Below are 14280 nucleotides of genomic sequence, written 5' to 3' on the forward strand. Positions count from 1 at the left end.
CGGAGTTCGGCCGCGGGGTGCAGCGGCAACTCCGGGCCGGACAGCTGCAGAAGGGACCAGAAATCCTCGGCGTACGCTTCTACGCCCTCCTCGAAACCCGTATCGTTGACCAGTTCCTCCGCCGTCCCGATCAGCCGGGCGAGCCAGTGCGGCAGCGAGTCGGCCTCGACGAAGAGTCCGCCCTCGCGGTACTGCATCAGCACCTGGCCCCATGACCCGTCGTCCTCGATGTCGACTCCACCGGCGGTACTGCGAAGCCGCCGAGTCGGCCCAGCAGTTCGCGCGTCGCCGTCGGCACCGGAACGTTCCACCGATCGAAGTCCGACGCCGTCGCCCCGGGTTGTATCGCGAGGTCGAACGGGACTCGTGCGGCTCCCGGCCGTACACATCATCCGCCCCCACTGCAACGCGGGACCCCCTCAACAGCGACGACCCTGCGGAGCGGTTCAACGCCGACACCTCGACGACCCCGAGGCCTCCCTGGCCAGCCACGACACCCCGTGCAGACAGGGACGGGCCGCGGAGTTCTCCAGCTCCTACACGGCCGTGGACCAACGGCTCCGCCCAGGCTCTTCTCGGGCCCCGTCCCGGACGGTCAGACTGCGGGCATGCGTATTCGGGGGGGATGCACAGCCGCGTCTGGGAGCGTTCGCGGTCGGGCCGGTCGGGGGAATCGCGGCCGCTGCCGCGGTGTTGCTGATCGCATTGTCGGGCCGATACGGCTTCCACCGCGATGAGCTGTACTTTCTCCTCGCGGGTCGCCACCTGGCCTGGGGCTATCCCGACCAGCCGCCGCTCACCCCGCTGCTGGCCCGGCTCGGCTCGGAGCTCTTCGGCGCCACCCCGACCGGGGTACGGATCCTTCCCGCGCTGCTCGCAGCGGCCTCGATCGTACTGACGGCGCTGATCGCCCGCGAGCTGGGAGCCGGGCACGGCGGCCAGGTGATCGCGGCAGCGGCGACGGCCTGCTCGGGCTATCTGCTGGGCAATGGCCACCTGCTCTCCACCGCGACGTTCGACCTGGCCTCCTGGCTGACGGTCATTCTGCTGACGCTCCGCCTGCTGCGCACCGGCGAGATCCGCTGGTGGCCACTGCTCGGCGTGGCGGTAGGAATCGCGCTCCTGAACAAGCTGCTGATAGTCGGGCTCCTCGCGGCGCTGGCGGCCGGCATCCTGACAGCAGGACCGCGCGGCCTTCTCATACCCCGGCCACGCACCCTTCTCGGCCCGCTGACCGCACTGCTCACCGCGCTCCCCTTCGCGCTGCCCGTCCTGTGGTGGCAAGCCGCACACGGCTGGCCCGAGCTGACGGTCGCCCAGGGAATCAGCTCCGACGGCGGAGCGGGCGGGCGGCTGCTCGTCATCCCCATGCAGGTACTCCTGCTCTCCCCACTGCTGGCCCCCCTCTGGCTGACCGGGCTGAGCCGGCTGCTGCGCCGCCCTGAGCTGCGCTGGGCCCGACCCGTCGCGGTCGCCTGGGTGGCGCTCTGCCTCCTGGTGATGGCGGGCGGCGGCAAAGCCTATTACCCGATCCCGCTGCTGTACGCCCTCACCGCGGCCGGCTGCGAACCGTACGCCCACTGGCTGCGCGAGCACCGCGCCAAACTGGCCTGCGCACTGCTCGCAGCCCTGCTCACCAGTGCTCTGGCCGCCCTGCCGGTGCTACCGGCCTCGGCACTGGCCGTGCCGATGACCGTCGATCCCGACATCGGAGAAGAAGTCGGCTGGCCGGAGCTCGCACGCGCCACCGCCACCGGCTGGGCGGCAATCCCCGCCGACCAGCGGGCCACGGCCGTCCTACTGACCGCGAACTACGGCGAGGCCGGAGCTCTCGCACAGTACGGGCCCGCCCTCGGCCTGCCATCCCCGTACTCCGGCCACATGGCATTGCACGCCTGGGGCCCTCCCCCGACGACCTCCAACGGGCCAGTACTCCTCATCCACCCAGCGCAATACCCCGACCTGCAAGACCACTTCACGGACTGCCACACCGTCGCCCACGTCGACAACGGCCACGGCACGGCAAACCAGGAACAGCACGCAGCCGTAGTCCTCTGCGCGGGACCGGACCGGGCATGGGCGGAGCTCTGGCCCCTACTACGCCGGAACTGAACAGCTCGCCGAAATCCTCAGATGGACTCCGAAGGGACGACCATCGATATGCCGGAGGGACCGTCGCTCAACGTCGAAGACCCCACCCCGGCGGACAAGCGCGGGAAGATCAGCACGGGTCCGTCCGCCGAACCGGACGCCCCTATCCACGGATACGGGCGCGTTCAGCCACTGACCGGTCATCACACCGGTTCGCCACGAAGTCGGCGCACCCGGCCTACGGCCAGAGGTCGGCGACCGTCTACGCGACGTACGCCGGCCTACTCGGCTACTGCCGCCTGCCATGTCCATGAGGTGCGGCGGGGCTGGTCGCCCAGGTCACCCCTTCCCGGACACCAGAGGAGGACCTGCGCGAGGTCACCGGGCGGAGCATCGGGAAAGAGGCGGCGGAGCACCGCCTCGCAGAGAGGGCCGTCCTGCCCGGCGGAACCGTCCAGGGGAACTCGTGCGGCGGTGGCAGACCGAGGCCGGGGAATGGATCTACGTCATCGCCCTTGGTGAGGAACCCCGCGCGGATCTGGAGTTGGCTCTTACCCTCGTTCTGCGTGCCTTCCGTGGCGTACTCGTACTGCTGGAGGAACTCGGTGACCTGCATCTCCGCGCGCGATGACATCCGCGCGGCTGCAGCGGGTACCGCTTGTTGGCTGTGCGCCTGCGCGGGAAGCGTGAACAGGCCGGCGCCGACGACCAGGGCGGTGGTGCAGGCTCCGATTACGGCGCCGCGCAGCTTCGTACGGTGGGGCATGCGGGACTCCCGAGGTGGGCTGGGTGAAGGGGACACCGAACTGAAGCAGCACGTCAGAGCCCTGAGTAGTAGCCATTCGGGTGCGACCTGGCGGCGGGACCGCGCATACAGACGGACTTCTCCGTCCGGCCCAAGGGAAGAACGGTTTCCGCGGGTCCCAGGCTGAGATGCCGTCAGAACCACCTGGGCGGCCGGTGGTACGGGCCTGAAAGCGCGCATGCCGGGTGCGGGTGCGGGGTGGCCGGGGTTCAGACACCCCATGTCGTTTGAGGTCAAGCGGCGGGTGTGTGGGCCTGGTGTGATCAGGCGGTCGCTTCGCTGTAGGTGGTACGGGTTTTGAGGCAGCCATGGAGGATGCCGACGAGGTGGTTGCCGACCGGGCGGAATGACTTCCGCATCCTCGGAGTCTCTTCACCGACACGCCTCGCAGTGGACCGTAACCAAGCTCCCCCGCCAGCTCACCGTCGACCCAAAGCAATGGCCTGGAGCAGGACGCGGCCGACCGGATCGGGGTGGGAGGGCCAGGCCGCTTCGAGGGCGATACACGGGCGGGTGGCTTGGGCGAACCAGCGGTGGATCGCTTGTTCGTTGCGGTTGATGACCTCTTCGGTGCCCCACTGGGCGGCTTCCCGGTCGGGGCGGTTCGGGTGAGCATGGGTTCCCCAGTTCGGTGAGTCTGATCAGGTGGGGTCGAAGTGCCAGATCATCGCGACTTCGGTGTCGTTGACCGCAATCAGACCGGCGTCCCAGCCGTAACGGCTGAACGGATCCGTCAGGCGGACGGGCTGCTCGTAGAAGTCCGGGTTCGTGCCCTTCCAGCCGACATTGGAGTAGAAGCGCGTGCCTTCGGGGAAGCGCGAAAGGATCAGGCGAGCCCGGCGTTCCATCTCCGGCCGATGGTGGTCGAACTCTGCGGCATTGGTCACGTCCAGGCCGGGAGTGCCGAGCAGAACCGACAATGACCGGACCGACTTCCGGGGCAGCTCGGTCACTCGCGGTCGGAAGCGCACCGCGTCTGCCGGCGTCGTAGGGGCTTCCACGAAGGGGAACAGTGGGTCGTCCAGACGTTCGAACTCGCCCTCGTCCGGATCGAGCGACAGCCATCCGCGAGGGTCGGACGTCTGACCATGCATGATCGCGGCAACGTCTGTCCACCACTCATCGTGCTCGCGCCGGGCGGCCGAGACGGCGGTATAGCTGTACTGGTACAGCTCAAGTGCGTCCGACCATGCCTCCGCAGTGAGTTCAGTCATTGGCGGTATCCCGGTCGGATAGGTAGCGGTTCGGGTGAGCAAGGACTTCCCCCGTCAGGTCGGAAGGTCAGAAGGTCAGAAGGATTCGAAAGTCCAGATCAGAGCTACTTCTGTGTCGTTGACCGCGATCAGGCCTGCGTCCCAACGGCTTTGACTGAACGGACTGGTCCCGTTGACCGGCTGTTCGTAGAAGTTCGGATGCTCGCCCTTCCAATCGATGTTGGAGTAGAAGCAGGTGCCATCGGGGAAGCGCGAAAGCAACACCCGGGCACGGCACTCCATTTCCGGCCGACGATCCTCGAAGTCACGGGATTTCGACACATTCATGCCGACGACTGCGAGAAGGACCATGAGTGATTGGACCGAGGACCGGGGCAGTTCTTCGACGGAGGAATTGAAGCGTTCCACGTCCGCTGCACTGGTGGGGGGCTCGATCCAGGCGAACGTCTCGGCCTCGCGGTCGACATCCTCCTCGTACGGGTCGAGTGAAGCCCACCCTCGCGGATCAGCGGTCTCACCGCGCATGACCGCCGCGACGTCGAACCACCACTCCACGTGGTCACGTGGGGCCACAGCTGTGAATGCCCAGCGGTCCTCGTACAGTGCGAGTCCGTCTGCCCAGGCGTCCGCCGTGAGATCGTCCATTGTTCGCTCCCCTATTCAGGCATCGACGTGAGGACGACGAAGGGCGGGTTGAGGTTCGGATCGTACTTGAGGCGAGTGCTCACCCCATGGGCTTCATGGACAGGTCCGGCCTGGGACGGGCCCACTCTCTCCGAGGTCCGGCCTGTCACCGCATTCTTTTGGAGTGGGCCCTCCAACGGAACCGTCGCCACCTGAAAGGATCTGGAAGCGGGATTGGGTGGCGGACTCTTCAGCCAGTCCTGGATCTCGGCAGTGTTGTGGCGGATGTAGTACTGGGTGTGTTTCTGCGCCGATTCGACATCGGGGAAACTGGACGTCGACATGAGCTGGAGCTTGCCCGATCCCTTGGCTTCGTCACGGTGCCGCTGCAACAGCTGTTCGTCGGTCTTGCCGACGTGCTTGTCCAGGGTATGCGCGCCCCCGAGGTCCTCGCGAGTCGCCAGGTCGAACGAGTACATGAACAGGCTGGGACTCCCGCCACCGCGCTGCCAGCTGTGCTCCTGCTTGAACTCGTTGAGCGACCGCGCACCGAACCCCTGGGCGCGCGCGATCTCGGAGCGGCTTGGTCCATATGAGACCGGAATGAGCGCATGGCTTCGCCGACGTTCGCACCGACCCCGAGCTTGGTGACGTCCCTCAGGTCCAGGCCGGTCGTCAAATCCTTGGCCGTGGCCCTGGCGGCCTCTTTGTCGCAACGCTCGGTCGTCGCCCTGGTGGTGTCCATGGCCTCGGCCAGGTGGTCGAGGGTCTCCTGAAACGCGCCCGCCGTCTTCTTCAGCACGTCGACGATGGGACGCCGGCCGGTGGGCGGCAGATCCCGATTGGTCCGCCAGCTACGGCCGGTCTCCGCCTTGTTGCGGTTCTCGTCGAGGGCCCCTGCCCCACTCGGCACCACCTCACGATCGCCGGGCGAGAGGACACCTTGCTCTCCGACGACGCCGGCGGCCTGAGCTTGGCATTTAACCTCTGGCGTCGGCCGCTGAACTGGACTGGGCAGACCCCCGTTGGGATCCGTCCCCCCGAGCTCGTATCAGCCGTCCTGCGCCTCCTGCTCGGCGGCTTCGGCTCTTGAGAGTCGCCATCGCATGGTCTCCGCCTCGCTATGGGCCCTCTCCCGAAGCTCCGGCGTCAGGTCGGAGCGATCTGCGGCAGCCTCGGAGGCTTCGGTCCAGGCACGCAGGACTTCGATGGGCCGCTGATGCCCGCAGTCGACCTCGTTGCCCGAATGGTCGTAGACGGTCGCCTCGTAGCCGGTGTTCACCCACACGCTGGCGCCTTGGTCGTGGAAGACGACATCGAATGGTTCTTCGTCGGGGTCGGTGTCCTTGGGAGTGTCCGTGACAATCGCGTCGTAGCGGGTGGCGGGCTGTCGGTTCTTCGAGCCGGCCGGGCGTCCGGGGCCGGGGCGGGTGGCGGCCGTGACGCGGGTGGCGGCTTCGGCGGAGGCGGTGTCGGCTTCCTCGAGGGGAGCGGACTCTGGGCCGGGGAGCGCCGTGCGCGCTCCTGTACGTCATCGCGTGCCGCTTCCCCCGGCGGGTTGACGCTGCGGGCGGTGCCGGCCCGAGTCGGCCGGATGCTGTGCGACCAGGGAGTCGAAGAGCTCCTGCGCCCCGGTCATGGCCCTGCGGTTGTCCTCCGTGCTGCCACGGCCGTGGGCGGCTCGGTGGAGGGCCCGATAGCCGTCGACGTGCTGCGCGTGGCGGACGGAGAGCGCGGCCAGCCGCTCCTCGAACGGCCCGTCGGCCGGAAAGCCCCGGTCCGACGCCAACCGTGCCAACAGTGCGTCGGCCTCGGCGACCGCCTCCTGCGGGGAGTCGACGAACCGCTTGCGAATCCCGGCCCATTGGGCCGCGTACTGCTCCCGGGAAGCCGGCGAGAGCGGCCGTTCCCTGACGGAACCGTGCTGTTTCATGCGTTCGCCGAGTTCTCGGTCCGCGGCCTTGGTGTCACCCTCGTGGCGGGTCACGAGGCGTTCGTACTCGGGGCCGAAGCGCCGTTTCAGACCGTGTCCGATCCGGCGGTGGCCGAGCGTGGCCAAGAGGACGGCCGTCACGGCGACGAGGGTTGCCGCGACGAGGGCCGCGATGATGATCACGGACCTGGACATGGAGGTCCCCCGCTGTTGCCGGCTCGTACGTCGTTCTGCTGCATACCCGTCGACTCTCCTCGCTCGATGGCGCGTTGATGCCGGCAGGAGGAGAAGAATCCGGAAGGACATGGCCGGGACCTGCACAGCGGTCACAGAGGGGCTACCTGCGTTCCGCGGGGTCCGGGCGAAGCGGAGGGTGGCGGGCTTGACTCCGGAGCTTTCCCGGGTGGTACGGCCCGACACCTTCTGCGTCAGTCAACGCCGGGCAGTAGCGGCTGTCAATGGGTCCGACTGCTGTCGCCGGGCTCCACGCGGGGCTAGGCTGCTGGATGAGGCCCCGGTCCCCGGCAGCGATGACCTGTTCCGCTGTGGAAGGGACTGCTCGTGTCCGTCGTGCTTCTCGTTCTCCTGGTGGCCCTGATCCTCTTCGGCTACCTCAACCACCTGCTGTGGGTGGCCGCCGCGGTACTGCTCTTCGCCCTCGTGCACCGCGGACGGCCTGGCCGTTCGGGTCATCAGAGCGACCACCGCGGCTACGACGACCACCAGGACTACGCCGATTACCGGGACCACCGTGACCAGCAGCACCGCTGGGACCGCCGCTACGCCCGGCAGCATCGCGGCCGCCGGAGCCGTGAGAACCGCCGTGACCGCGACCGTCAAGAACCGCGTTGACGGTCAGGTGACCAGGCCTGCGAGGGGCTCACTTCCGTCGACGAAGGCGCCGGCCAGGTCGGACAGACGCCGGTTGTGCGCGCGGGCGTAGCAGCGCAGCGCGCTGAAGGCCTCTTCCATGCCGATGCCCTGACGTTCGGCGAGCTTGCCCTTGGCCTGCTCGATCAACACACGGCTGTTCAACGCCGTCTGCAACTGCTCGTTGAGCACCGTGCTCTCCCGGGAAGAGCGCTGTTGCAGGAGGCTGATCGTGGCGACGTCGGCCAAGGCCTGGGCGATGGGCGTGGCGGCCGGATCGAAGGGCCCCGGGAGGGCACGGAACAGGTTCAGCGCGCCCACGACCTCGTCCCGCAGACGCATCGGCAGGGCCTGGACCGCCGAGTACCCGCTGTGGCGGGCTTGCGCGGTGAAGCGCGGCCAGCGGGCGGCTTCCGTGCTCAGGTCCGGGATGGTGACGGGTACGCCGGTGTGGAAGCACTCCAGACACGGGCCTTCGTCGTTCTGGAGCTGGAACAGTTCGAGCAGGCGCACCCGCTCGTCGGAGGCGGCCATCACGCGGAGTTCACCATTGTGGTCCGCGAGGAGTACGCCGGCCGCGTTCACATCGAGCATGCCGACACATCTGTCGGTCAGCATGCAGAGGAAGTCGATCAGGTCGAAGTCCGCGACCAAGTTGTCCGCAAGTTCGACGAATGCCTTGGCAAGGAACTGCTCGTTCATGTGCACACCTTCTGTCTTCAGGCATCGTCGGGGGCGCTCCGGTCCTCGTCCGGATCCGGCTTGTCGATCCGGGCACCGCGATCCGTTCGCCGCGCCGGGCCGCCTGCTCGGCCACGAGCAGGCGGATCCTGGCCGTCCGCCCACCCGTCACCGCTCCGGTCGCCGGGTGCCGGCAGGGAGCCCCTGGTCGGACACGGCTCCCGGCACCCTCCCGAGGGGCAGTACCAGCGCCCGGTGCAGCGCCGTGCCGGGCGGCCTGTGGACCTCGCCGACCTCGCGCCACCCCCAGGACCGGAAGGTCGCCAGGCTCCGGGCATCGGACTCGGGCACCAGGGTGGCGCCGAGCGACGCACGATGGTCGTCCAGCAGCCGCTCCTGCAGCCGCCGGCCGAGGATGAGGGTCTGTTCGTGCGGGGCGACCACGACTTCGGTGACGGCGAAGACGTGGCCGGAGGCTGTGAGTTGTTCGATGTCCCGGGGAAGGGGTCCGAGGAACCCCCTCCACCAGGAGCCGTCGCGTCTCAGGGGGAAACCGAAGACGCATCCGAGCAAGGTGGCCCGCTCGGCGACCAGCATGGCGAATCCGGGCTGCCGGACATCGCCCGTGAAGCGTTGCAGGAAGGCTTCCCGGCTGCTGTGGGCAGCACCTGCCGCCGGGTGGGAGGACTCCACGTACAGGTCCGCCACGTCTTCCCGCAGTCCCTCGGCCTGCCATCGGTTCAGCCGCCGCAGGCGGATCGCGATCATCTCGTCGGGACCGTACGGAGCCCCGCGGCGGACCTTCTGAGAACGCCCCAGTGGCGACGTGTCCGTCACAGCACACCCCCCAGGGCGACGGGGAGGGCGAGAGCGGGACGGTCGCCGAGCAAGAAACCGGAACGGGTGATGCCGATGATGCGGACCAGTACGGGCGGCGGGTGGTGCAGCCTCAGGGTTCCTCCGGCCGCCGTGATGCGCCACCACGCGGAGAGGAGGACGCCCAGCCCACTGCAGTCGCAGAAGGTGACGGCGGACAGGTCGATGTCGATGGTGCGGACGTCGTCGTGCAGGCATCGCGCCAGTGCCGCGCGCAGCAAGTGGACGGTGGAGACGTCGAGCTCGCCGGCCGGAGCGATCAGCACCCGGCCGTTCTCGTCGTACCTGTGGGCGATCGGATCGGGGACACGCATGATGAAGTGCCTCGGTTCGGGACCAGCCGGGCAACACCGGTCGGCGCCGGACTCCCCGGCTCCTCCCGTCACTTCCCGGCGCGGATGTGCACACGGAGGGCAAGGCCGGTCCGGCAGCCTGCGTTCCAGGATGGGGACGAACCACGCCCTCGGATGCGTCGGGGCCGGCGGATCGTGAGTTCGGGCCGCGACGCGGAGATTTGTGGCGGGCAACGCGCCGTCAGGGTCTGGAACGGGGGACGTTCTGTTCGCAGCATAGCCCGGTGCCGGTATCGGCGGAGGGGCGCAAGCAGGCCTCTTCTGGCTGGTTGCCGACCGGCGCGCGGGCGCACCGACGTGCGCCCCAGCTGCGAGGCGCAGGCGCAGAAACGATCGCACCTGCGACTTTGGTGTATCCGAGCAGTGCCGACCACCATCGGTCGTTCGTGTGAGCCCGTACGCGATACGTCTTGACGAGGGAGATCTCCGCGAAGGCGGCGGGTCTAGTCCACGGGAAGCCGGAACCAATGCTCCTCCCCTCCCGCCACCACGACGGCCTGTTCCCCCGGCAGCATGAGGGCCAGAGGACCTTGGCGGGATTCCGGCACGGTGATGCCGAACCTGCCCTGGAGCAGCCGGACACGGACACCGCGGTGTCCCCGGTGGCAGAGCGTGAAGGAGACGGGCTCCATCTCCCGTAGGGGGACGGGATCGACGTACAGGCCTTCGGGGCCGGTCTCCAGACCCGTGATGCCGCGCTCCGCGAGGTCGAGGGTGCCGGCCATGGCGCCCAGGTGGATGCCCTCGCCGGTGGTCCCGCCCTGGATGTCCGCGACGTCGCCGAGGAGTGCCTCCTGGCAGTACTTCCAGGCGTCCGGGTCCTTCTGGCGGGCCAGTACCCAGCCGTGGACGAGGCTGCTGAGCGTCGATCCGTGGCTGGTGCGCCGCAGGTAGTACGAGACGGTCTCCCGCCACACCGTCTCGTCGAGCCGATAGCCGAGCCGGGCGAAGAGGCCGTACAGCTCGGCGGGCCGGAAGAGGTGGCCGAGCATGATCGCATCGGCCTGTTTCGACGCCTGGTAGCGGTTGACCGTATCCCCTTCGGCTTCCAGGATCCGGTCGAGCCGGCGCACGTCGCCGTACCGGGCACGGTAGGCCGCCCAGTCCAGCTCGGCCAGGTCTCCGTATCCCTCGAACTGGCTGATGACGCCCCGATGGAACGGGACGTACAAGCGGTGGGAGACCTCTTCCCAGTACTCCAGAGCGCCGCGGTCCAGGGCGAGCCGCTCGGTCAGCTCCGTCCGGCGCGCGGGGGGCAGCGCATCGAGCAGTTCGAGCCCCTGCTGGATCACCCAGGCCGCCATCACGTTGGTGTAGGCGTTGTCGTCGATTCCGGCTTCCGAGGCCCCCGGATAGGCGTCGTGGTACTCGTCCGGGCCCAGCACACCACGGATGCGGTAGCGCCCCCGTTCCGTGTCGTAGACGACGGCGCCGGCCCAGAAGCGGGTGATCTCCAGCAGGAGTTCCGCTCCGGGGCCGTGCAGGAAGCCGGTGTCCCCGGTGGCCCGCCCGTACCGGCAGACGTTCAGGGCTATCGCGGAGCCGACGTGGCGCTGCAGGTGCGAGTGGTCTGGCAGCCAGCGGCCCGAGCGGGGGTTGAGGTGCAGGGCCTGGCTCTCCTCCTGCCCCGAACTTCCGCTCTGCCAGGGGAACATCGCCCCGCTCTGACCGGCTTGCCGAGCAGCATCGCGGGCGGCCGGGAGACGTCGGTGGCGGTACATGAGCAGGGCCCGCGCGACTTCGGGGAAGTGCAGGGTGATGTAGGGCAGGACGAAGAGTTCGTCCCAGAAGACATGGCCCCGGTAGGCCTCACCGTGCAGCCCCCGTGCGGGGACGCCGACGTCCAGCTCTGCGGTGTGCGGGGAGAGCGTCTGCAGCACGTGGAAGGCATGGAGTCGCAGGATCTTGCCCGTCTCCCCCGCGACGGTCAACTCGCCTTGTTCCCATAGCCGTTCCCAGGCCGAATGCTGCGCCGTGAGCAGGTCCGGGAATCCGGGGGCCCGCGAAGCGTGTTCGATCGCGCGAGGCAGGAGGTCTCCGGTCGGCCTGTCGAGGGAGGTGTACAGGGCCGCGGTCTTCACCACCGTCGCGGACTGCCTGGGGACCACGGGCAGTCTGAACGTCTGCACCGTCCCGGCTGCGGCTTGGCTCCTCATGGTGGGCGTGCGGGGTCGGGTGACCGTCCTTACGGCAAGGGCGATTTCGGTGTGGGAGGAGGTGGTGCGGCAGGCGATCCATGCGACGCCGTGCGGTGCGAAGCCCGTCCGATGATCCGTGAGGTGGTGGCCGTCGAGCCCGCTGTAGCGTTCCACTCCCGTGTTGGCCACGTCTCCATCGAGCCCTGATTCCACTTCGATCAGGCCGCTCCAGCCGTACGCGCGGAAGGTGGTCCGCTGGGCCGCCAGGTAGGGGTCCCCCATGTGCACGACGCGGACGTGGGTGACGCCGAGGCGGCGGCCGTGGCCGTCCTGAAAGAGCATGTGCCGGGTGAGCGTCCCTCGGCGCAGGTCGAGCACCACCTTGTAGTGCAGCATGCCGGGGTCGTCGGGAGTCAGCCAGTCGCCCGGTAGACCGTCGGCGGCGATGCAGCGGTAACGCAGTGCCGTCCAGTTGGGCAGGTTGACCATGTCCTCGTTGTCGACCTGCTGTCCGGCGACGTGCGAGGTGAGCCGGTTGTAGCAGCCGGCGGCGTAGGTGGCGGGACAGTGAACGGGGCCCGCCGGGGTTTCGGGGGCCGCACCGCGGGTGGCGAACCTGCCGTTGCCCAGTGTGCACAGGGCTTCGACTAGTCGCTCCGTCTTGGGATCGTAATGGTCGTACTCCCAGGTCCACGAGGCGGTCACGGTCCTGCCCCGCAGACGAGGTCGGCGACCGTGAGGAGTTCGGCGGCGACCAGGTCCGCCCCGCGTTCCCGTAGTGCCCCCGCGGTGGCGGGGCTCGTCGCCCGGTCGAGGCCGATGACGAGGCCGAAGTGGCCGCGCCGGCCTGCTTCGACACCCGCGAGGGCGTCTTCCACCACCGCGCAGCGGGCGGGGTCCATCCCGAGCCGTACGGACGCTTCGAGGAACAGAGCGGGGTCCGGCTTGCCCGCCAGTCCCAGTTCGGCAGCGTCCGTGCCGTCCACCACCGTGTCGAAGTAGCTCAGAAGAGAAGCTGATCCAAGAAGCGGCCGGGCATGCCGGGAGGCCGATACGGCCGCGCAGTACACGCCGTGCGCCCTCAGCCGGGCGAGCGCCGGAGCGACGTCGGTGAAGGCCTCGACAGCCCCGGACTCCAGCGTGCGTACGAACGCCGCCTCCTTGCACGCGGCGACCGCCCAGACCGTGTCGTCGCCCGGTGCGTCGTCGGGACTGCCGGTCGGCAGGTCGATGCCACGGGAGTTCAGGAAGGAGTTCGCCCCGTCCAGCCGGGGCTTGCCGTCGACCCACTGGCGGTACTCACGTTCCGCGTCGAAGGGCGGCTGTCTCCCGTTCCCGGACGCGGCCCAGGCGTCCAGACAGCTGTCGAAGGCGGTCTTCCAGGCCGCTGCGTGCAGCAGGGCCGAGTCGAGGAGCACCCCGTCGGTGTCGAACACAACGGCATGCGGGGCGCTCACCCGGAACCCACACGGCGGCCGCTGATCCGGGTGGGAGCTATGGACATCCAGTGCGTACGGGGTCCGCCGGCCCAGGGCAGCGAGCGGGCGACGGAATACAGGTGGCTGACGCGTGCCCCGTCCGTGACACCGGACACCTCGCCGACAGCCATGACGCTCCAGCCCTCCCGCATCGCGTCGTCGATGTGGTCCACCTCGAAGGCGACCTCGGTCCCGGCTGCCTCGGCGAGCCGCGAGTCGGCCGCCGTACGGAACGCGATCTCGTCTCCTACAACGACATAGTTGACGGGAAAGACGGCAAGTCCTTCCATGCCGGAGAACCCGACCCGGCCGATGCCGTGGGTGGAGAGCAGGCGGAGGCACTCGGCTCCGCTCAGCACCGTCGACTCGGAATCCCGCATCGCGGTCCCCATGCCGGGGGGACTGTCGGTCGTTCTCCCGGTCAGCTCGGCAACGGTGGTCCCCAGCCCGTCCGCGAGACCGACGAGCATGCCCATGCTGGGCGCCGCCGCCCGCTCCTCCACATAGGCGATGTACGACTCGGCGGCCCCGCAACGCTCCCCGAGTTCTTCACGCGTGAGCCCCAGCTCTTCTCGGCGGGCGGTCACACGTCGTCCGAGGTCGCCACGGGCAGCCGGAACCTTGATCGGGGACGTATCTGCCGTGGTTTCTCCCATGATCGTCACACCCTTGCGGTTCGTAGCCGGTACAGGAACTTGGCGACGCATTGGGCGCCAACCTCAGGCTGTACCCGCTACGGGTGCACGGGACAGGGCCGGACGGTCCCCTACCGGGGCCTGTCGGGCCCATGCGGCCCCCCTCTCGGGGTGTGACGGTGGGCTCCGCATGGGTCCGCCTCACCCTCGATGACGGTCCAGGGGGAGTTCGCCGCCGTCCTCACGCGCACCTTCGCCCGTGGCGGCACGGTCGTCATCGTCTCCTCGGCCGGTACGGCAACCGGAGGCCGCGTCCTGCACCACCTCCGCCTTGTCCTGCCCGACCCGCGCAACGCGGTCGCCCACGCCGACGCCGGCCAGATCCTCGACTGACTGCGCAACGCACCCGCCCCGCACACCACGTCCGCTGACCGGGCCTGCTCGTCGTCAGCCGGGGCGGCGTGACCCGGCAACGACTCGACCGCCCAACCTCCACCCCCCACCGGTGGCGCAGAAGGGGCCGACCGGCCCCATGTGGGGGCCGGTCCTGCCCTTCCCGCCTCCGGCCCCGTAGGAGCACGG

At 69.0% G+C, this 14280-nt stretch carries 15 protein-coding genes; 3 read left to right on the top strand and 12 right to left on the bottom strand.

Annotated features, from left to right (window positions below):
- The first annotated feature begins 690 nt into the window (after positions 1–690).
- Complete coding sequence (locus tag OHU74_RS00735; protein ID WP_371614036.1) at positions 691–2112, top strand: ArnT family glycosyltransferase; 1422 nt, start codon at positions 691–693, stop codon at positions 2110–2112.
- Positions 2113–2380: 268 nt separating this feature from the next.
- Here the strand turns inward: OHU74_RS00735 and OHU74_RS00740 are convergent, their stop codons facing one another.
- From OHU74_RS00740 to OHU74_RS00765, 6 genes are all read right to left on the bottom strand, one after another.
- Complete coding sequence (locus OHU74_RS00740; protein WP_371614037.1) at positions 2381–2857, bottom strand: hypothetical protein; 477 nt, start codon at positions 2855–2857, stop codon at positions 2381–2383.
- Between the two features lie 680 nt (positions 2858–3537).
- The gene (locus tag OHU74_RS00745; RefSeq protein WP_371614038.1) at positions 3538–4110 is read right to left on the bottom strand and encodes a hypothetical protein; all 573 of its coding nucleotides are present in this window, start codon (positions 4108–4110) and stop codon (positions 3538–3540) included.
- A gap of 75 nt (positions 4111–4185) precedes the next feature.
- Complete coding sequence (locus OHU74_RS00750; protein ID WP_371614039.1) at positions 4186–4755, bottom strand: hypothetical protein; 570 nt, start codon at positions 4753–4755, stop codon at positions 4186–4188.
- 11 nt (positions 4756–4766) lie between these two features.
- Positions 4767–5213 (bottom strand): RNase A-like domain-containing protein, encoded by a 447-nt coding sequence (locus OHU74_RS00755; protein WP_371614040.1) that lies wholly within the window; start codon positions 5211–5213, stop codon positions 4767–4769.
- A gap of 572 nt (positions 5214–5785) precedes the next feature.
- Positions 5786–6016 carry a hypothetical protein gene (locus OHU74_RS00760; RefSeq protein ID WP_371614041.1) on the bottom strand — a complete coding sequence of 77 codons (231 nt, stop codon included), beginning with the start codon at positions 6014–6016 and terminating at the stop codon, positions 5786–5788.
- A gap of 249 nt (positions 6017–6265) precedes the next feature.
- Positions 6266–6862: a hypothetical protein gene (locus OHU74_RS00765; RefSeq protein ID WP_371614042.1), complete on the bottom strand. Its 597-nt coding sequence runs from the start codon at positions 6860–6862 to the stop codon at positions 6266–6268.
- Between the two features lie 366 nt (positions 6863–7228).
- Between OHU74_RS00765 and OHU74_RS00770 the strand changes: the two genes are divergently transcribed.
- A complete protein-coding gene (locus OHU74_RS00770) occupies positions 7229–7519 on the top strand; it encodes a hypothetical protein (RefSeq protein ID WP_371614043.1) in 291 nt (96 codons plus the stop codon).
- A gap of 3 nt (positions 7520–7522) precedes the next feature.
- On the opposite strand, the gene OHU74_RS00775 is transcribed toward OHU74_RS00770, so the two are convergent.
- From OHU74_RS00775 to OHU74_RS00800, 6 genes are all read right to left on the bottom strand, one after another.
- Positions 7523–8239 (bottom strand): GAF and ANTAR domain-containing protein, encoded by a 717-nt coding sequence (locus OHU74_RS00775; protein ID WP_371614044.1) that lies wholly within the window; start codon positions 8237–8239, stop codon positions 7523–7525.
- A gap of 147 nt (positions 8240–8386) precedes the next feature.
- Positions 8387–8986 (bottom strand): hypothetical protein, encoded by a 600-nt coding sequence (locus tag OHU74_RS00780; protein ID WP_371614045.1) that lies wholly within the window; start codon positions 8984–8986, stop codon positions 8387–8389.
- Positions 8987–9051: 65 nt separating this feature from the next.
- A complete protein-coding gene (locus OHU74_RS00785; protein ID WP_371614046.1) occupies positions 9052–9408 on the bottom strand; it encodes an STAS domain-containing protein in 357 nt (118 codons plus the stop codon).
- Positions 9409–9890: 482 nt separating this feature from the next.
- Positions 9891–12290 carry a glycoside hydrolase family 65 protein gene (locus OHU74_RS00790; RefSeq protein ID WP_371614047.1) on the bottom strand — a complete coding sequence of 800 codons (2400 nt, stop codon included), beginning with the start codon at positions 12288–12290 and terminating at the stop codon, positions 9891–9893.
- Positions 12287–13042: an HAD-IA family hydrolase gene (locus OHU74_RS00795; RefSeq protein ID WP_371614048.1), complete on the bottom strand. Its 756-nt coding sequence runs from the start codon at positions 13040–13042 to the stop codon at positions 12287–12289. The genes OHU74_RS00790 and OHU74_RS00795 overlap by 4 nt, the downstream gene beginning before the upstream one ends.
- The gene (locus OHU74_RS00800; protein WP_371614049.1) at positions 13039–13770 is read right to left on the bottom strand and encodes a helix-turn-helix domain-containing protein; all 732 of its coding nucleotides are present in this window, start codon (positions 13768–13770) and stop codon (positions 13039–13041) included. Before OHU74_RS00800 ends, OHU74_RS00795 begins: the two co-directional genes overlap by 4 nt.
- Before the next feature lie 138 nt (positions 13771–13908).
- Between OHU74_RS00800 and OHU74_RS00805 the strand changes: the two genes are divergently transcribed.
- Positions 13909–14091 (top strand): hypothetical protein, encoded by a 183-nt coding sequence (locus tag OHU74_RS00805; protein WP_371614050.1) that lies wholly within the window; start codon positions 13909–13911, stop codon positions 14089–14091.
- The last annotated feature ends 189 nt before the right edge of the window (positions 14092–14280 follow it).

This window comes from Streptomyces sp. NBC_00454 (genome assembly GCF_041434015.1).
Taxonomy (GTDB): domain Bacteria; phylum Actinomycetota; class Actinomycetes; order Streptomycetales; family Streptomycetaceae; genus Streptomyces.